Source organism: Phycisphaerales bacterium, assembly GCA_029268515.1.
Lineage (GTDB): Bacteria > Planctomycetota > Phycisphaerae > Phycisphaerales > SM1A02 > JAQWNP01.
Genome location: JAQWNP010000002.1, coordinates 137,651 through 157,934, shown reverse-complemented (window position 1 = coordinate 157,934; position 20,284 = coordinate 137,651). Strand labels below are relative to the sequence as shown.

General features: G+C 51.2%; 16 protein-coding genes. 2 read left to right on the top strand and 14 right to left on the bottom strand.

Features of this window, described 5'->3' with window-relative positions:
- The first annotated feature begins 5 nt into the window (after positions 1-5).
- Complete coding sequence (locus P8J86_02135; protein ID MDG2053486.1) at positions 6-851, top strand: Bax inhibitor-1/YccA family protein; 846 nt, start codon at positions 6-8, stop codon at positions 849-851.
- On the opposite strand, the gene ugpC is transcribed toward P8J86_02135, so the two are convergent.
- Positions 848-1,951, bottom strand: a complete 1,104-nt coding sequence (ugpC, locus tag P8J86_02130) for a sn-glycerol-3-phosphate ABC transporter ATP-binding protein UgpC (GenBank protein MDG2053485.1) — start codon at positions 1,949-1,951, stop codon at positions 848-850. The genes P8J86_02135 and ugpC overlap by 4 nt on opposite strands.
- 114 nt (positions 1,952-2,065) lie before the next feature.
- Here ugpC and P8J86_02125 point away from each other — a divergent pair, with 114 nt between their 5' ends.
- Complete coding sequence (locus P8J86_02125) at positions 2,066-4,546, top strand: hypothetical protein (protein ID MDG2053484.1); 2,481 nt, start codon at positions 2,066-2,068, stop codon at positions 4,544-4,546.
- A gap of 8 nt (positions 4,547-4,554) precedes the next feature.
- Here P8J86_02125 and P8J86_02120 read toward each other — a convergent pair whose 3' ends face one another.
- The 13 genes from P8J86_02120 to P8J86_02060 form a co-directional block, all read right to left on the bottom strand.
- A complete protein-coding gene (locus tag P8J86_02120) occupies positions 4,555-5,706 on the bottom strand; it encodes an ABC transporter permease subunit (GenBank protein MDG2053483.1) in 1,152 nt (383 codons plus the stop codon).
- On the bottom strand, positions 5,703-6,596 hold the full coding sequence (locus tag P8J86_02115) for a sugar ABC transporter permease (GenBank protein MDG2053482.1): 894 nt from the start codon (positions 6,594-6,596) through the stop codon (positions 5,703-5,705). The genes P8J86_02120 and P8J86_02115 overlap by 4 nt, the downstream gene beginning before the upstream one ends.
- On the bottom strand, positions 6,593-7,966 hold the full coding sequence (locus tag P8J86_02110; protein MDG2053481.1) for an extracellular solute-binding protein: 1,374 nt from the start codon (positions 7,964-7,966) through the stop codon (positions 6,593-6,595). The genes P8J86_02115 and P8J86_02110 overlap by 4 nt, the downstream gene beginning before the upstream one ends.
- 97 nt (positions 7,967-8,063) lie before the next feature.
- A complete protein-coding gene (locus P8J86_02105; GenBank protein ID MDG2053480.1) occupies positions 8,064-11,150 on the bottom strand; it encodes a glycoside hydrolase family 38 C-terminal domain-containing protein in 3,087 nt (1,028 codons plus the stop codon).
- Between the two features lie 23 nt (positions 11,151-11,173).
- A complete protein-coding gene (ribB, locus tag P8J86_02100; GenBank protein MDG2053479.1) occupies positions 11,174-12,394 on the bottom strand; it encodes a 3,4-dihydroxy-2-butanone-4-phosphate synthase in 1,221 nt (406 codons plus the stop codon).
- Positions 12,395-12,596: 202 nt separating this feature from the next.
- On the bottom strand, positions 12,597-13,376 hold the full coding sequence (locus P8J86_02095; protein MDG2053478.1) for an FkbM family methyltransferase: 780 nt from the start codon (positions 13,374-13,376) through the stop codon (positions 12,597-12,599).
- 205 nt (positions 13,377-13,581) lie between these two features.
- The gene (locus tag P8J86_02090) at positions 13,582-14,454 is read right to left on the bottom strand and encodes a hypothetical protein (protein MDG2053477.1); all 873 of its coding nucleotides are present in this window, start codon (positions 14,452-14,454) and stop codon (positions 13,582-13,584) included.
- Between the two features lie 220 nt (positions 14,455-14,674).
- On the bottom strand, positions 14,675-15,982 hold the full coding sequence (locus tag P8J86_02085; protein MDG2053476.1) for a hemolysin family protein: 1,308 nt from the start codon (positions 15,980-15,982) through the stop codon (positions 14,675-14,677).
- Entirely contained in the window at positions 15,979-16,575 is a 597-nt protein-coding gene (gene ybeY / locus P8J86_02080; protein ID MDG2053475.1) for an rRNA maturation RNase YbeY, read from the bottom strand. Before ybeY ends, P8J86_02085 begins: the two co-directional genes overlap by 4 nt.
- A 194-nt stretch (positions 16,576-16,769) precedes the next feature.
- Positions 16,770-18,128: an NADH-quinone oxidoreductase subunit NuoF gene (gene nuoF / locus P8J86_02075; protein ID MDG2053474.1), complete on the bottom strand. Its 1,359-nt coding sequence runs from the start codon at positions 18,126-18,128 to the stop codon at positions 16,770-16,772.
- A gap of 26 nt (positions 18,129-18,154) precedes the next feature.
- Positions 18,155-18,340 carry a hypothetical protein gene (locus P8J86_02070; protein MDG2053473.1) on the bottom strand — a complete coding sequence of 62 codons (186 nt, stop codon included), beginning with the start codon at positions 18,338-18,340 and terminating at the stop codon, positions 18,155-18,157.
- A gap of 26 nt (positions 18,341-18,366) precedes the next feature.
- A complete protein-coding gene (gene nuoE / locus P8J86_02065; GenBank protein ID MDG2053472.1) occupies positions 18,367-18,894 on the bottom strand; it encodes an NADH-quinone oxidoreductase subunit NuoE in 528 nt (175 codons plus the stop codon).
- A gap of 62 nt (positions 18,895-18,956) precedes the next feature.
- Complete coding sequence (locus P8J86_02060) at positions 18,957-20,249, bottom strand: NADH-quinone oxidoreductase subunit D (GenBank protein MDG2053471.1); 1,293 nt, start codon at positions 20,247-20,249, stop codon at positions 18,957-18,959.
- Positions 20,250-20,284: the final 35 nt, after the last annotated feature.

The window sequence follows — 20,284 nt, the reverse complement described above, 5'->3', positions numbered from 1 at the left end:
TATTCGTGGAACAGCACCAAACCATGCTCAATATGCGATCAAGTAATCCAGCCCTGACCAAATACGCCCGCTCCGGACCTCAAATGGCTTCCTATGAGCAGACCGCGACTGCAGAGATCTCTGGCATTGTCAACAAGACTGCGATCTTGGTCACCATCACCATCATTGGCGGTGTGGTTGGGTACGCGGTGACACCGACCATTCCTTGGATTTTGTGGGTCGCCATGATTGGGAGTTTAATCTTTGGGCTGATCGCTGCTTTTGCAATCGGTGCCAACCCCGCCAGAGCGAAGTGGCTCGCCCCGCCCTATGCAATTCTGCAAGGGGTCTTCTTAGGCGGCTTTACCTACGTCATCAGCAACGCTCTTGAGCAAGGTGGGTATCAAGTCTCTCATGGTGTTGCCTTACAGGCATTCATCATCACGTTGTGCATCATGGTTTCAATGCTCTCGCTTTACAAGGCCAAGATACTCAAGCCCACACGTCTCTTCCAAAGCGTTTTCGTGGTCTTAATGGGTGGCATATTCTTGACCTTTATCGCTTCATTCATTGTGAGCTTTATCGAGCCTTCGATTGGTCTACCTTTCATCTCACCCTTTGCTGGCATTGAAGGTGGCCAGCCCACGACATGGGCATGGGTCGGACTGGGTTTCAACATCCTGGTACTTGGTGTTGCTGCGATGGGCTTGATCATGGACTTCAAACTCTGTGAAGACATTGTGGAAAAGCGACAGCCCAAGGCCTTTGAATGGTTCGGCGCCTTTGCACTGCTGGTCTCACTGGTGTGGATCTACTTTGAAGCCCTCAAACTTGTTGCTCGAATGACGGTGCTGACAGGTGGTAACGACTAGGCCGTTGAAGCAAGTAGGGCTCCGAAAGGGCCGGGCTCAAAGAAAAAGAGTTTGTCAGGATCAATTGCCAGTGGCATCTGCGCCGCCTGCGTAGCTAAGCGTGCATCAACACGGGCGATCATGGGCTGACCGGCGCTGGTCACACCAATCAAGTCGGTGCTTTCGCCAAGCGATTCCGCCACTTCTACCTGCAGCGTCAGCATCGAGGGTGCTTGCCCGGGCGTCAGCCCTTGCGGCCGCACCGCCATCACCACTTGATCGACATTAGCCTTTGATAACGCCGTTGCATGAGGCTCGGGAACCAAAATCTCAGCACCTTCTGCTCGTTCACAAAAGAACATCTTGCCATCGCGCTGCACCAGATGTCCATCAAGAAAATTCATCGTGGGCGAGCCAATGAAAGACGCCACAAAACGATTACATGGCTTGGTGTACGCTTCCATGGGCGTACCTAACTGCTGTAACTGTCCCTGCTCCATAATGGCCAAGCGATCAGCAAGTCCCATGGCCTCTTCTTGATCATGGGTGACATAAATCGTGGCGGTACCGATACGTCGCTGCAAAGCTTTAATTTCTGTGCGCATGGTCAAACGAAGCTGGGCGTCGAGATTCGATAGCGGCTCATCAAAGAGAAAGGCTGCTGGTTGACGTACGATGGCGCGGCCCAACGCAACCCGTTGTTGCTGACCACCAGAAAGTGCCTTGGGCTTTCTGTTGAGTAAGTCCTTGATACCCAACATCTCTGCAGCCTCTGCCACACGCTTTTCAATGTCTGCCTTTGGGATGCGACGCATCTTCAGTGCAAAGCCCATATTCTTAGCAACCGTCATGTGGGGGTAGAGTGCATAGTTTTGAAAGACCATCGCCACATCACGTTGACGTGGTGGCAAATCACTCACCTCGCGGTCGGCAATATCAACGCGCCCACTGGTCAGACGTTCGAGCCCAGCCACCAAGCGAAGGGCGGTTGACTTCCCGCATCCGGATGGTCCAACCAACACCAAGAACTCACCCTGATTGACATCAAAACTGACATCATCGACGGCCAAGACGCCGTTGGCATATTCCTTGGAAACGTGATTGAGAACGACTTGGGGCATAGAGCACTGAAGTAGGTTTGATTGGGGCCGCTGCTATATGGTCGAGTATTCATCCCTGCACTGCAATGGGCCGCGCAGGTAACATGCCTTCTGACCCTAGCCTACAGAAAAGACATGCCCAGCTCCCTCAACCGACAACATCTGACATCCGCACATTGGCAGCTTGACGCGCCAGAGGCAACCGAGCTGCCCCCTGAAGTCGCCAACGCACTACCGATCGCTGCCACGGTCCCAGGATGCGTGCATCTGGATCTTCTGACTGCTGGCCTGATCGAAGACCCGCGCCACAACCAAGCTGAAGATGACCTGGCTTGGATTGGACGCACCGCATGGCGCTATCAATGTGATTTTGATGCGGATCCAGAATTGCATGACCAGCCACAGGTTGATCTTGTCTGCGAAGGTCTTGATACGGTCGCCAAAGTATCTGTCAATGGAAAGCCCGTTGGCAGCGCCGCAAACATGTTCCATCGTCACCGCTTTCATATCACCGAGGCGCTGCAATCAGGGCGCAATCAACTGACGATCGAATTTGAGTCGCCGGTGGCATACGCCCAATCACTTTCTGAACAACTTGGTCCGCGACCAGCAAACTTCCCTTGGTCACCTTACAACTTCATTCGTAAGAGCGCCTGCAACTTTGGATGGGATTGGGGACCTCAAGTAGCCACCAGTGGTATCTGGCGTGATCTCTATCTTGAAGGACTAAGCAGCGCTCGAATCGACTCTGTGCGCCCCTTGATCACTGAAGCTTCGTCAACAGCAGCGACCGTCGATATTCATGTGAGGCTCGATCATCGTCTCAAGCACAACGAACCTCTCCAACTGAAAGCCACGGCCACGATTCAAGGCAAGTCGGTGGCATCCAAATCAATGGACTGCCAACACGACGCATCTGATCATGTCATCACACTCGACTGGCTGCAGCCAGAACTGTGGTGGCCACGCGGTCATGGATTACAACCTCTTTATGACTTGCACATTGAGCTCAGCCAAGACAGCCAAGTGCTTGACGCATGGCAAGGGCGGCTCGGTGTACGCCAAGTTGAACTCCGCCAAACACCAGATCAGGCAGGCACCTCGTTTGCATTGATGGTCAACGGCAAAGAGGTCTTTTGTCAGGGGGCCAATTGGATTCCTGAAGATCTCTTTCCAGCAGCCATGACCACACAGCGTTATCGACAGCGTATTGAGCAAGCCTGTGATGCCAACATGAACATGTTGCGTGTATGGGGTGGCGGCATCTATGAAGATGACGCGTTCTATGACATCTGTGATGAGCGGGGCATCTTGGTCTGGCAAGACTTTATGTTTGCCTGCGCCACCTACCCTGAAGATCCACCTTTTGAACAACTGGTTAAAGAAGAAGCCATTGCCGCCGTCTGTCGCCTGGCTGCCCATCCAAGCGTTGTGTTGTATTGCGGCAGCAATGAATGCGTGTGGGCCTATCAGAGTTGGGGGTTTGCTGATGATCTCAAACCGGAGTTGTCCTGGGGCGCGGGATTCTACACGCATGTGTTACCTGACATTCTTGCCATGTGGGATCCAACACGTCCATATGTACCCAGCACACCTTGGTCTGGTGATCTTGAAACACATGCCCAGGAATTAGATTGTGGTCCCCGCCATAACTGGGATGTGGAGATGGCTGGCTACCGAACACTTCTTCCTCGCTTTGTCGCAGAGTTCGGCCATCAATCACCACCAAACTTAGCCACACTTCAAGAAGCGATCGACCACGACCCGCACACTTTGGACCACCGCTGGATGGAACATCGCCAGCGCGCCGCGGGGGGCAATCTTGTTCGTTATGAAAAACCAATGGCGCAGGTATTTACGGCCACTGACAATTTCTACGTCTGGCATGGCCAGGCACAAGCACTGCAAGCTCGATCGGTGAGCCTCGGCTTGAGTTGGAACCGCTGCCACAGCAAGATCTGTGGTGGTTCATTGTTCTGGCAACTCAATGATTGCTGGGCGGGTCACTCATGGTCGGCCATTGACGTCGCTGGTCGACTCAAACCACTTTGGTATGCAGTGCGACGTGTCCTGGCGCCGCGCACCCTGGCCGTTCACGATGTCAATGGACAGCCCGTGCTCTTTGTCATTAACGACGAAGATGAAACATGGTCCATCACACTGGCCGGCCAGCGACTCGACTTTGACGGACGAGAAATCAATTCTGCTTCTCTCGCAATCCGAATACCCCCGCGCACCGCAGAGCCAGTCGCAGCGCTCGATTCGCTGCTTGGACAACCCGACAATCCAACGAATGAACTTTTGCGGATCGAGGGTGATGGCCTAGAAACAGTGTGGTTCTTTGCAGCTGATAAGGCACTTTCTTATCCCGAGCCTCAATTCGACGCAACAGTAGAGCACACGAATGCAGGCACACTCTTGTGGATCAAAGCCCACACACTGATTCGTGACATCATCTTGCGTGTGGACCTCGTCGACCCCTTGGCCACTTGTAGCGAACAGCTCGTCACGCTAGGACCTGGTCAGTCACACACCTTCGCAATCACCAGTGACCACAAACTACAACTCAGCCAACTCACCACAGCGCCAGTATTCTGGCATGCTCAGATGTCCTGAGGCAATCACTACTCTTTGACGCCCTGTGTAGCGATGCCTTCGATCAAGGAACGCTGGAAGAGTAGGAAGAGCACCAAGACCGGAATGATAATCATGGCACTTGCAGCCATGATGAGATTCCATGGCGTACCACCATGTTGAGACTGGAACATATACAAACCTAAAGCCAAGGTGTACTGGTGTTCGTGGTTCAGGAAGATCAGTGGTCCAACGAAGTCATTCCAACAGAAAATAAACTGGAGCAAAGCAACAACCGCCAGTGCTGGCTTTGCTAATGGCAGGGTAATGCGCCAAAACACACCGGCATGTGAACAACCGTCAAGCATGGCTGCCTCATCGAGCTCACGGGGAATACCCATAAAGAACTGTCGCAATAGAAAAATGCTAAAAGCGCCACCAAAGAATGAGGGCAACCACAGCGGGAGGAAGGTGCCGATGAGACCAATCTGCTTAAAGAGCAAATAGAGTGGTGCCATCAGTACTGGAAATGGAATCATCATCGTAGCCAATACCAAACCAAAGATGATGTTTCGACCACGCCAACGCACACGTGAAAATCCGTAGGCAATGATGGCGCTCGAGATGACCATGCCAATAACGCTGAGAATGGCAATGATCAAACTATTCTTCAGGTACAAAGGAAAATCTGCTTGTGATGTTTCCACAACACCAGCGTAGTTGTCCTTTGTAAAGCCCCACAGTCCTGCCCAATATTCCCCACTAAAGTAGCTATAGACATGTTCCTGACCGCGCAGCTGATCAATCTGCTGTTTAAGATCTGCTCGCCTCTGATTGTTGTCAGTCGCAGACCTTTCCAATTCCAATTGTGAAATCTGACGGCGCCGCGCCAGGGCCTCTTGCTCCATCATCTCAACCTGCAACGCAAGATCCGCCGCGCCGGGCATGCCCGCTTGTTCCTCTTGCTGGGCACTTTGCCGAAGACGATCAAGCGCTGTGACACGCGGAAGAATTGACTGATCACTTGAAAGCACTTGTTCAGTTGGCTTGAGTGAAGTCGCACCAACCCAAATGATTGGCAAGAGGAACACCAAGCACACAATCAGTAAACCGCAGACAATCGCCCATCGAGCCACAAAGCTCAATGAACCAGCTCGGCCATCACCATGTGAGCCACGAATTGTTGTTTGACTTTGTTTCATGCGGCTCGATAGTGAACAAACTTACGTGCGAGAAGGAACATGCCCCCGGTCAAGACAACGATTGCTAAAAACTGAATCCATGCCATGGCGCTGGCGTATCCCATGCGACCAAAGACGAATGCATTGTCGTAGAGATACATGGTGTAGAAGAGTGTCGCGTCATCTGGACCACCCTTGGTCATAATGTATGGAACCGCGAACACCTGAATCGACCAGATGATGCCCATCACCACGTTGAAAAGAACCGCTGGTGAAATCATCGGCAAGGTCACATGCCAGAATCGGCGCATGGGACTTACACCATCAATAGCTGATGCGTCATAGAGTGCTTGTGGCACATCACGAAGCGCTGCGAGATAAATAACCATGGCGCCACCGACATACCACAACCCCATCATGATGAGCGATGCCATCGCCCAACCTTCCGCGCCAAGCCAATCAGGTGTCGGCAATCCCACGGCGCGAAGAATGACGTTAAACAAGCCAAACTCATCGTTGTAAAGCCACATCCATCCTAATGAGGCGGCAACCAATGGGACAAGCGTCGGAAGAAACACGCAACTGCGGGCCAAACCAATCGCCGGTAGCTTTTGATTGAGTAACACTGCCAGTCCAATAGCTAAGACGGTCCCCAAGACGACACTCACAAACGCATAGATCGCTGTATTAATAATGCTGCGCCAGAAACGCGCATCACTGAAAAGCTCGACATAATTTTCTGCGCCGATATACGCAGGTGGCTCTAGGAGTGAATATTCCGTCAGGCTGTAATAAAGACTCATGCCTACAGGCACCGCGAGAAAGAGCACAAAACCAACGATCCACGGCGCAATCCAGAGCAGGCCCGTGAGCGTCGTATCACTACTCTTTGATCGCAGCGCCTTGCTCATGTTGACGCTCCTGCAGATTGTCGCTGCTGTTGTCGGCGATTGGCGACATCGATCAACTTCTGAACCCGCTCTTGTACCAATGTCAGTCGCTGCGTCGGATCTGCACCTTCCCAGATACCCTGAAATGCCGAGGTCAATAAACTCGAATACTGTGGCCAAACGCGCGTTTGTGGCAGAATCTGTACGCGAGGGCTTTTGGCAATGGCATCATGGACCGCCACATATGGATTTGGATGACCTTGATCAAATCCAGGCGAGACCTCACTCATAGGCGAACTCTTACAGTGACCCAGCGCCAATGTCTCTTGCACATCTGGCTGCTGCATATAACGGAGAAATGTAAACGCCTCTTCTGGGTGCGGACAGCCACGGGGAATCATGATGACGTCTGCTTCAAGAAGACCACGTGGCACATCTGGATCAGGAAGTCCTTCGTCGATGGGCACTGGGCCGCATCCATACTCAAAGCTGGGAGCAAACAAACGAGCCACATTAGCCATCCAAGGGCCTTGGATAATCATCCCCACCTTGTTGGTAAGAAACGGATTTTGAGCAGTGAAATAGCTACGACCAAAGCCCGACGCAAAACTACGGGCCGCTGCCTGTCCCATCTTTTTGGGGTAACCCGCCACCCAGTCGTACGCCTTTATATTGGCAGGGTTTGTGGCGGTTGCTTGATCTGTTGTTGGGTCATACCAGCTGCCATCAAAGAGAACCGGCCAAATGTATGGCCACCAGTCAGGCACTGTTTGCATGAAGCCTGCACGGATTAACTTCCCTTCAGCATCATGCTTATTCATTTTCATCGCAAATGCATCAAGTTCAGCAATGGTCTTCGGCGGCTTCTCCGGATCAAGTCCAGCTGCTCGAAACAACTGTTTGTTGTAATACAGCGCCATTGTGTAACACGTGTTGACTCCAGCCCACTGACGACCGCGATACGTCAGCAACTTCCAGATGCCACTGGGGTAGTGGTGCGCGCCAAGTGGATCACTGTCCTTAAATTCATCTAAGGGCATCACCGCCCCAGCCTGTGCAAACTGAGAAACGTTGTAACTAAACAACCCAACCAGATCTGGTGGATCACCGCCACCGATCGCCACCATAGACTTTGCCGCAATATCGCTGACTGGCAGGCGCCGCACCCAGATGCGATCCTGCATTTGATTGAAACGATCAACAACGCCTTGAACGGCCTGCCCCTCTGGCCCTGTCCACTTTTCCCAGTAGTCGAGCACGGTTCGGTTCTTGGGAATATCTGCAAGGCTGCGGGGTCGATATGGCCAAACGGCATAGGCAACACCCGCTGCAGCCATTGCACCAATGGCTGTTCGCCGAGTAACCGTTGTAGTGGTGTGCAGCACGCTCATAACGAAACCTCACGTGCATGCTACTTGCTAGACGTCAAAGAGAAAAACAACGCATGCCAAACCGATCCTTCAGAGCAATCACAACCACGCACTTGCTCTAGTGAGCGAGGAGTGTCACGATCTCAAAGGGCCGCATCGAGAGGCTGGTTTGATGTGATACACCATCATGATTGACAACCCCAGTCAATGGCCGTTCACGAAGATCAACCAAGGCAACATCGCTGATGGGGGACTGCCAGTGTACTTGCACCTCCACATTGCGGCCTCGGGTTTCAACAAGACGAAGCACTGTTCCATCACCTTGCTCAGCAACCTTGAGGCATGCAATTTCTACTGGGCCACCATCAGAAGTACTTAGTTCGATGGGCCGCGCCGAGGTGCCGCCCGTGTCTGTTTGGGGTGTATGACTGTTGATTTTCTTGACTGTTATTGGCTCATTCAACGCAGCAGCTTGACCATCAACATTCGCCTGGCGCCAATCACCGCCATGTGGCAAGAGGCTATAGCTCAAACTGTGAACACCGAGGTCAGCCGTCGCATCAGGAAACTGAGAACCACGCACCAGTGACAAACCCATCATGTTGTCATGACATGAGTGGCCATACACCCCATCATTAAGTAAAGCCACTCCCAAGCCAGGCTGTGATACATCCATCCATCGATGACAACAAAACTCGAATCGGGCTCGCTGCCAAGCACTGTTGCGGCCCGTCATTCGGCGCATATGACCAAACTGAATGTCGCATGTGGCCCAACGAGCATTTACTGCAACGGGCATCAACGCTCTCAACAACTTCTGTGATTCACCCCACTGAATCTCTGTTTGGATATCCAATCGAGCACTTGCTGCATTTAAGATATATCGCTGCACAATGCGACTCGATACGCCGAATTGTCGCTCCACTCGGACACACCCTCGCAGTGGATGATCCACTTCGACCTCTATTTTTTCAGGCGAATCATTAAGCGGCTTTGGATGTTCCAAGTAAGACTCATCAATATCCCATGCTTCCCAGTACTCAGGCTGATCGTCATAGAGCACCAATTGATTCAGGCTTTGATCCTGTGCGCACGCATTACCCTCAAAAGACGCACCAGTCAGAGATGAAATCTGCCCAAGATCATTCAACACCACACGAAGTACGCCGTTGTCTAATGAGCGCTCCGTTGTGACCACCGGTTGTGGTAACTTTGGATTGATCTGATCAACGATCGTCACACTCATTGGATCAAGACCAGCGACATAAGATAATTCACCTTCATATTCAACAACCGCCTGCTGAACATGAGAAGTTGAATTCACCACTGCTAACTGTGTGTTCTCATCGCTCACTGTCAACGTACTTATGAGCCGATCCAACTGGCTGCCCACAATCTCATCAGTGCGATTTTTAACTTCTTCATGATCACGATGAGCATCGACATACACATTGGCAATACTGCTTCCAGGAAGTATGTCATGGAATTGATTCAGCAATGTTAAACGCCATGCTTCTTGCAGCGAGGTTCGCTCATCGACATGAATGCCCCCATTCATCATACATAGCACTTCAGCAAGTCGAAGGCGTTCTTCCGCTCGCCGATTGGCTTGCTTGAGTCGGCGATGTGTTGTGAGGGTACCCCGGTGAAGTTCTAAATACAGTTCGCCATCATGCAGTGGAAGTGTGTTACTAGAGGCCACTTGAGTCAATAGTTCCGAAGCAAAATGACGCATGTCCCCAAACTCGACGTTGGGCATTTCGGCCAATTCATTTGCAAGACCAACCCTTGCGATCATCTCAACAGTTGGTCCACCACCACCATCACCAAAACCAAACGGTTGTAGATACGGAAGACCTCTGCCGCCTGCCTTACTACGAGCTCTCTGTTGTCCTGCTAAAAGACGTTCGGGATCAAGCTTCGCGTTGTAGTCATGCCCCGGCGTTTGTTGAGACACCACTTCTGTACCATCAATGCCACGCCATCGGAATGTCATAAAAGGAAAGCCTGTGGTCTGACTCCATGACAGCTTATTGGTAATAAAGAGATTGATTCCAGCCAGCTTCATTATTTGTGGAAGTGAGGCAGGAAACCCAAATGTATCAGGCAGAAAAAGAAATGATGGCTGGTGTTCCTCGCCAAAGTGCTCGATGTTGAACTTCGCGGCATGCAGAATTTGTCTAATGAGCGCCTCGCCAGACGGCACATTACAGTCTGGCTCGATCCACATCGCACCACTCACTTCCCATCGTCCCTCTTTGATGCGCTGATCAATCTGCTTGAACAACGCGGGCGCGTCTTGCATGACCCACTGGTACTGCTGTGGCTGTGTGGCCGTAAAACAGAAACGCTGACTGTCCTTGCGTTCCATTAAACGCAGGACATTTGCGAAGGTGCGAATGCACTTACGTCTTGTTTCTCGAATTGGCCAGAGCCAGGCCGTATCAATATGAGCATGGCCAGTCGCAATCACGCAAACATCTTTAGACAACTGATCTTGAGACCCAAGCATCGATAAGACATCAATTGCATGGTCAATCTGCTTACCAGTCAGATGCGATTGATTCTTCTCAACGATGTCACACACACGATGAATCAACTGCGTCGCAAGTTTTCCCAATGCGTGGCCATGACCTACGGTCATTAATGTGAGCCGGGCAAACTCGAGTCGTGTACGGAGCTGCCATGCGTGCTCATTCCGGTGTGCCAGCGCACACTGTTTGAGACAGCCAGGTTCAGACTCTTCCCACTGGGTTTTTGTTTCATCACTGTCCCACCAAAACGTAGTGGTGCCCAAGGATGCATTACAGGCCGCTTCGATAAAAAGTGACACCTCTGCCTCTTCAACACCTGCGTCAGAGATCAGCGCCCAATCACGATTGATATCGAAACCTTGCCGAGGCACACCATCTTGCCAAAGTAATGCCTCAGTGCTGCTTGAGAAACGAAGGTACACCGGCTGTCCCGCAAGCTTGCTTGGTTGGCTTCCTGTGACATGAAACCACGCGGTTGACCACGCCGGTCCCCATCGCTCACCCAGCTCAAAGGGAAGATAGGATTGCTGAGTTGCTGTTTGATATGAGATCGGATCTTGGCACTGGTAAATAGACACGTCCAACGGCACATTGACTGACCAAGCCGCCGAATCAAGGATCGCCTCAACTTCTTGGCAACGTGCTAGACAATCGTCATGGGCGTCAGACACTTAATGTCCCTGTTCGTTTTTTATTAGACAGTACTGACCTTCGATGATTCACTGCGGTGTACTTCTACCTGCTCAACAATCTCAAGGCCAAAGGCACCAAGACCCGTCATATGCTTAGGCGTATTGGTGAGAATTCGCAGCTTGGTCAGACCTAACTCTCGAAGAATTTGCCCACCAATACCAAACTCACGGTTTTCCATAGGCTGCACACGTGATGCAATTGAATCACTTCGGGTGAGGTCTGGGGCATTGACATCATCATGATGAGGCCGAGAAATCTGCAAGATGCGCTGGCGTAAGCCATCTCCCGCAAGTTCGGGTCGCAGATAAATCAGGGCACCATGACCTGCTTCCTGAAGGGCGCGCATCGAAGCATGCAAGGTCTCCGCTGTTGGATTGTGACCCTCATTAAAAACATCGCCAAGTAGATCTCGGCGGTGCATTCGAACGAGTACGGGATCTTGAATCGGAATAATGTGTCCAGTTGGGCTGAGCTTGCCTACATCGCCGACGCAGAAAGCAAGGTGTGGCAATGGATCAATCACACTTCGAAATGCGACTAAAGTGAACGGACCTTCAGGCGTATCGACCTGCACACCTTCCTGGGGTGACATGCGTTCAACGAGGCTTTCACGGGCTAAGCGATATTCAATAATCTGCTCGACCGAACACATCTTAATGTTGTGTTCTCGGCAGAGAATTTCAAGATCTGGTATCCGTGCCATTTCTCCGTCAGGTCGAACAATCTCGATAATTGCAGCGCCTGGTTTGAGGCCGGCAAGCGTACAAAGATCTACCGATCCTTCTGTTTGGCCAGTGCGAACAAGCACGCCACCTTTACGAGCTTTAAGTGGATTGATATGACCGGGGCGCACGAAGTCGTCCGGCTGACTGTCTGGATCAATGAGCAACTTGATGGTGGCCACTCGATCGGCCGCTGAGATGCCGGTACCAACACCATGCCGTGGATGACCATCAACGCTCACCGTCAGTGGTGTGCCTCGAAGTGAATCATTGGTCGATACTTGAGGCGTCAGATGTAATCGCTCGCAAGATGCTTGATCGAGCGCCACACAGAGGTAGCCGCCTCCAACTCGAGTCATGAAGTTGATGATTCCAATATCAATCTTCTCAGCAGCGCACACAAAGTCGCCTTCGTTCTCGCGGGATTCATCGTCCACAAGAACAATCAGTTTGCCTTCACTCAGATCGTCGAGAATTTCCGGAATAGAGCTCAGTGTCATGAGCTACATATTGTAGTCAGCAGACAGACTCATGCGCGATGAACCTTCTGCAAACCTGCTCAAGGTGACCTCATTGGTCAATGGGGCCGAGCAAAGGTCTTATCAACATGGCATTGCGGCACGCCGGCGACGAGATACCAGCGTGCGAGCGTCGTTATGATCTGAGTCACTCAGGCGACTTGGCGACTTGCGTCGGCATGCGTCAGAAATGAGACGTGTTGGAGAAGAGGGGGTGGTCTTCACGCACGAACACGAGGTCGATCTGGTTCATGGCTGCGTCCAGGGGTCGCCGATGGAGCTCGATCACCTCACAAGCCCGAAAGTCACGCGCAGCCAAATAAGCGATCACCGTATCCACAAGGGGACAGCCCTTGTTGATCTCAATCAATGACACCTCGAGCAGCACCATGTCACACTTTGAGAGCACTCCCTCGCCGCCTGCCAGAACCTCCAATTCGTAGCCCTGGGTGTCCAGCTTGAGTAATACACTGCCCTCCAACCTCTCCAAGTCGATCACGCTGTCCAGCGTCTGCAACATTCGCTCTTCGACCTCGCGAGGCAGCGGGCTGTTTTCATGAAAGACCGAGGAGCCCGACTCCATGACCGCGAACTCCACTTTGGCCCCGGCCTCCTTCCCAAGGAGCTCCTGAATCGCTGTCGCGCCCAGCTCCCGTGCCGCCCCCGCGAACTCCGGAATGATCGCGGCGTTTGGCTCGACCATGACCTGCTTCGACGCTGGCCAGATCTTATGAACCCCTCGCGACCAGTCCCCCTTAAAGGCGCCCACGTCGATGATGGTCGCGGGCTCGTATCCACGATCACGCAGCAGCCTCAATCCATGAAACATGTGCGGCGCTAAGGCGTAGCGAAAGGCGAAGAGGTCGAACTCCTCCCGCGCGATATCAAAGCCCAGGTGAAGAATCGCGTGGCGAATCCGTTTAGGGAGGGCCTGACCCACATCCTTGATGAATTTCTTTAGCATCTGACTCTTACCCAAATCTGCTTTCCCAGGGCTGCTCCCGCCGCGTCTGTTATTAATAGTAAGGTCTTAACGACTGGCTCTTCGATCATTGCGACGCACTGCAGAAAAGCCATGGGCTCGACCTGAAGTGCGGCCAATCGGGACTGCTTCGCGTCCCGTCGTCGCCGCACTGTGGTTCCAGTGTGACGTAACCTTGGGCCTTCGCTTACTCTTGCTCAGTGGTATTTTTCGATCTCGTTCCATTCATATTCTCCTCGATCATGGACATCAGTGTGGCCTGAGCCTCATCGTCATGGCCCATTGCTGCCTGCGTCTCCATCAAGGTTATCAACATGGCATTGCGGCACGCCCGCTGCCACCTCATTGGAGTTCTATTTTCCGTGGAGGCCAAAAGCTTCGACAACATATCTACGCGCTTCGCTGGCTCCACATGCTTCTTTATAAGGTCGATACCCCAGAGTGTGACCAACGCCTCATTTTCCATAAATGACAAAGCGATTTCACTCTCCTCAATGCGTTGCCACATTGGATGATCGTTTGGTTCAGAATTTTCATGTTCATCAGAATGCAAATCAATAAACATCTCAAGATGTTCGCTCTGCTGATCCTCCGAAGCCATGGCCTTATTAACAAGATCACGATACGTGTTCATGCCTTGTTGCATGAGCATTTCACGAGCTTGAGGTGGAAGTGGCTCATCGAGATGAGAACTATCAACGACTTCACCATTGACAATCACTGTATGAGAAGCATGATCACCACTATTCCAGTCATCGGGCATCTCCCCATCAAAGATCATCTCGATATCAACAGACGTCATCAGATCGCCTGGTTGAGATGATGATTCTGAATGGCGAGTCACCACAAACGTTTGGCCGTCCATGGAATGACCTTCACTCCCACGGACGATGAATTGCTGCTCACCTTCTTTGTCATGAGACTGCGAAGTGATGACTTCTGGAGAACTCGCATGGCTCTTGGCTTGAGCAGTTGATGTCTTTTGGTTTTTACAGCCAGCAGCGAAAACTCCGCCCACCAATACGACCGTAAAAATCAACCCAAAACACCGAGGCATCATTTTGATTCTCCTGAAAACTTGCTGCGCCCCAACGCCTCTCTGCAAGCCGATGAACTGAATGTTGAATCGGCACAACTGTATCTGCGCAGTGAACGAATCATAACTTATGCAAATACACCATAAGTGGCATTGTGCAATGCGCGCTGAGTTTCTTTGCTAAAAAGTTGAATAACCCTACAAAAAGACGCGTTTCCTATAGGTTACTCATGTAATGAACGCATTATTCATCATCATTCGGCGCATGCTCACCACTTGTTAAAGGCGCCTCAACCAATGCGACCGCAACTCGTTGAATGTGTGTAGGTGTCGCTTGCAACACCGTAAAGTGGGTATGAGCAGCTTCAATAACCTCACCAACTTGAGGCACGCGGCCAATATACGCCAGTAGGTATCCACCAACAGTGTCGTACTCTTCATCCTCCGGAAGGCTCAACCTGAGCTTTTCGTTGAGGTCATCAATATGGAAGCGACCATCGACTTCTGCATGGCGTTTGTCGATCATTCGAAGTTCGGGCTCTTCATCACCATTGGGCTCATGCTCATCATGAATTTCACCAACAATTTCTTCGAGCACATCCTCAATAGTAACCAGGCCCAAGGTGCCACCATACTCATCAATAACAATCGCAAGATGCACCTCACTGCGTTGAAAATCTGCAAGCAGTTCACGAACTGGTCGAGACTCTGGCACCACGATCGGCTGGCGCAATAGTGGCGATAACTTAAAATCAGAAGTGTCTTCCCCGAGGTACGGGACCAGATCTTTGACATAAAGAATGCCCGCGATCTGATCGAGGCTGCCTTTGTACACCGGGATGCGTGAATGACCAGCATCCACAATGAATGATCTAATGAAAGTTAAGTCGTCTGTGAGTTCGATACCTTCAACATCTGTACGCGGCGTCATCACTTCGCCGACATCTGTCGAATTAAACTCGACGACATTTTCCAACATTGCCGCTGCGTGCTCATCCAGCCCACCCTCACGATGTGTATCTTCGATACTCTGAAGAAGCTCAGCCTCCACCTTGTCTTCTGTCTCAAGATGAACGCCCGAAAGTCGCCGAACCACTTCATCGACGAAACGAAACAACCAAGAGAATGGGCATCCCAAAAAGATTAGAACTGAAACAGCTGGAATCGAATGTGCTAGAAATTTAGTCCCTGCATGCACAACAAGTGCCTGAGTGACCATATCTCGCACAATCCACAGCAACAGCACTGCGACTGCGCAGGCGCCCACCAACTCAAGCCAAAACGTCCAATGTTCTGCTTCAAAGTCAACAAAGTAAAAGAGAATAAAGCCAAAGAATGCTATTGAGGCAAGTGTGCGCAGAATGGTCGCCATCAGTACGGCGCTTCGCGCGTTTTTACTTAACCATGCGGCCTTGTGTTCACGATTACTTGACTCCAATGCGCGGGCAAGTCCTGCCTGGGATATATCTGCTAACGCAAGTTCTATTGCGGAAAGATACGTAGCTAAGATGAGTAGAATTGAGGGCACAATCCATGCAAAGATGGGCATCATGAGTCTGGCCCCCCTGAAAAGAGGGGACCAATGCCAATCGCTGTCAGAATGCGATCTTCCTCATCATGCATTTGAGTAAATGCTTCTGCATTGGTGTCGTCATGTCCATCACAGTGCAACATGCCATGAATGGCATAGAGCAGCAACTCACTGTCAACGGCGTGTCCACGTTGGGTTGCTTGTCTCTGCGCCTCATCAAAGCAGATAGCGATATCTGCCACCTCTTTACTCGACTCTGTATCTACATCGAATGTCAATACATCTGTCGGCGTTGGATCACCACAATGCTGATCATGCAAGGCACACATCGCAGCATCATCAATGATGGCGATCGCAAAACTCTTGTCTTGTGTCTTGAGATAAGTAGCGGCTTGTTTGAGTTGAGTTGTAACAAGCTCAAGGTCAATCACGCAGGGACGATCAATTGACCAGATCACATCCACTTCACAGACGCACTGATGTCCTGGGCAATCCTCTTTAGATTGCTTTTGTGTCTTTTCCGGTTCAGGAGGTTGGTCAGGATCTGCCAGCGGCGCTTCTGATGAGCCGGGTGCAGATTCTGACGAGGCGGACGGTTCCGCAATGGGTGCCATTAAATTTGATGACCTCAAAACGTCTTGAATGATGGGCATGGTTGATTGACGCCGCCCACCGCAGCGATGCAGACCGAATCTGCTAGACGACACAGCATAGGCTCGCACCGCTGTGTGGCAAGGGTAATTCCTGCCACGTTGCATCAGTGGCCAGGAAGGGGCCTTCCAGACGTTCTTGGGGCCCTTGATTACCTTTATTCGGTTTGACCACCGACTGTTACCGGAACATAAGATGCCCGTACGCGAGATTCAAATTCACTGCGATATTTGTTGACGATGGTTCGTACCGCCCAGTTGGTACCGTCTGCCAAACCACAAATGGTAGTGCCTGGCATTGAGCCCATTGATCCCGCAACTTCAAGAAGCAGGTCAAGATCTTTCGTTGTTGCATCACCAGCCTCAATTCTGCACAACAACTTATAAACCCACGGCGCACCCTCACGACATGGTGTGCATTGACCACATGACTCGTTACTAAAGAAACGAGCAATATTTCTTGCTACCGAAACCATATCGGTATCTTGGTCGAAGACCGTGGGGCAAGCTGTACCAAGACCCATGACCTCGTACCGGCGACCAATGTCAAAATCCATTTCGGCGCCAAATTGATCGGCGCCGAGTATGCCCATGCTGACGCCTCCAGCAATCGCGCCCTTATAGGTCTTGCCACCTCGCATACCGCCACAGTACGTATCGACGAGATCATTGAGAGGAATACCCAGGCCAACTTCAAAAACACCAGGACGCTCGACATGACCTGAAACGCCAACAAGTTTCGGTCCATAACTCGGAGGGCCACCAATCGAAGAGGCAACCCCAATCGACTGAAACCATTCTGTGCCGCGTGTCAGAATAGAAGGCAAGCATGCCAGCGTTTCTACATTGTTAACAATCGTTGGTCGCCCAAAGAGACCCTCAACTGCTGGGAAAGGTGGTTTGACGCGGGGCCAACCTCGTTTACCTTCAATGGCCTCTAACAAACCAGTTTCTTCGCCACAAATATAAGCCCCGGCGCTGCGATGTAAGTAGCACTCGACTGCAAAATCTGTCTTACCGTTCAAGAGGCCTTTGGATCCAAAGATCCCTTTGTCGTATGCCTCTTGAATCGCTTGCTCAATCACACGGGCTTGGTGATGGTATTCGCCGCGGATAAAAAAGTAAGCCGTATCAAGTCGGCACGCCCAGCAGGCAATAGCGATACCCTCAAGTATCAGGTGTGGGTCGTAATCACAGAAGAGTCTATCTTTGAAAGTGCCTGGCTCGGCTTCGTCACAGTTCACAGCAAGATAGCGCCGCTTCCCATCAGGTTCAGGAAGAAACGTCCACTTCAAACCACACGGAAAGCCAGCGCCACCACGACCCCTTAGTTGTGATTCCTTGACCAAATCAACAATCGCCGCTGGATCCATCGTGAGGGCTTGATCAAGTGCTTGGTAGCCACCGGTCTGAACAAACTCGTCATAACCAACCAGATGCCTGTCACGTGGATCCCCCCATGGCGCCGTTGGAATGCGCTGGGTCAGTATGGGTTCTTTCATGTGGTAAGTAGACATTGATTGCGATCTCAGCTGGACATGTTTTAGGAATCTTGATTTGTTCGTGTGGCCTTAAACTCAACTTCTTCAACCGTGGTGCGTCGTAGTGTTACATCACCTTGTTCTCGCTCCTCAGTGGTGCGGCTGATCTCCCGGCGCTCTGAGTTTTCAGAAGGCGTGGTCTTGATCGCACGACCAACATGGCCGACGAACTCGCCGATGCATCGCATGATCGACTTTTTCTGATTTGAAGCCATCAATCTGGCAGACTTTCGAGAATTTTTTCCAGCGATGTGATACTCAAGTTGTCATAGCGTTGGTCATTGACCAAGGCACATGGCGCTGTATCACATGCACCAAGACACTCCATAGTCAGTAAGGTGAACTTACCGTCGTCGGTTGTTTCATGCGGTTCGATGTCGAGCTTTTCACGCACATAGTCGACGATCGCCTGGTGACCACAAACCTCACAGGCAATTGACTGGCATACTGCGACTACATACTTACCAACTGGCTCTAAATGGTAATCCTCATAGAAGGATGCCGTGTCAAGCACATCACCTGGTGTGATCTCTAAAAAGAGAGCAATCTCAACCATTGCTTGAGCAGCAATGTAACCATAGTGGTGTTGCACATCGTGGAGAATGGGCATCAACGCACCCATTTTTGTTTCATACCTGGGTAACACGTCTTTACGATAGGACTCAAGCATCTGCGGCGTGAGATAAGGAATATCACGCTTTTCAATCTTGGTAGTTGCAGATGGTTTGGCTCGCCAAGTCATGTTGTTGTTTCCGAATTGCTACTGCGCACTCTCGTGCAAAGAAAAGGTAGGGGGGTTTCAATCTAACGATCGAGCTCCGCCGCGATCACATTAATCGAACCGAGTACCGCTACAAGGTCGGCCAGTTGATGTCCTTCAAACATCTTGGGAAATGTTTGGTAGTTAATAAAGCTTGGTGGACGCACAGCCACGCGCCAAGGGCAGCGGCCACCATCACCCACGATGTAATAACCAAGTTCACCATTGGGTCCTTCGATGGCACCATAGCACTCTCCAACAGGTGTATCCCAACCTCGGTTGGTCATGACCAACTCAAAGTGTTGAATCGTCGCTTCAATAGAACCATAGACATCGCCTTTATCCGGCAACCGAGTCTTCCCTTCAGGATCTGAGTCGATTGGGCCGTCAGGAATGTTGTCAATCAGTTGATCAATAATACGCCGGGATTGTCTGAGTTCTTCAAGTCGCACCAGATAGCGACAAAGGCAGTCACCGTGGGTTGCGATAGGCACATCAAACTTTACAGCTTCAGCGCCCTGGCCGTCCCAATTGTCTTTGTAGCACAGGTACGGCTCGTCCTTTCGAAGATCTCGCTTAACGCCAGAGGCCCGTGCCAGTGGTCCAGATAGTGACCATGCAATCGCATCTTCTTCAGTAATGATGCCAACATCTTTAACACGATCAATAAAAATACGATTGGTATTGAGCAACGTCTCAATATCATTCATGGCTTTCGGAAGTCTGACATCGATGAATTTTCGAACCATGGTTCGGAACACTGCCATATCTGGAATGTCACGCATCATGCCGCCAACACGGGTTCCATCTGGATGGAACCTTTGTCCAAACAGAAAGTCGAGAATGTCATAGATGTGTTCTCTCTCATTAAAACCATAGAGAAAACCTGTGAAAGCACCTAGATCAAGCGCAGCGGCGCCGACACAAAGCAGGTGGTTTTGAATACGCCCAAGCTCTGCAAGAATCGTTCTCACCACTTTGCAACGTGGTGTCAGATCAATCCCGAAGAGAACTTCAGCCGCGTGATGCCATGCCACATCGTTGACGATGGGGCTGATGTAGTCCATACGACTAATGGTGCACACATATTGGTTGTAATCGTGGTGTTCGCCTAACTTCTCAAATCCCGAGTGCAAATAGCCACAGTGGGGAATGGCCCGTACGACACGCTCCCCATCAAGCTGCAAAATAATTCTCAGCGTGGTGTGGGTCGCTGGATGCTGGGGGCCAAAGTTCAAAACCCAGCGGTCGCCACCATCAACGAGCGTCTCGTCAAGATAATCGACGGAATCAGCATCAACGGTATAGCCCTCATCGGGATGGATGGAATAGGGCATAGGTGGTCAGTTCCTGATCTAATTTATCGCCAGTG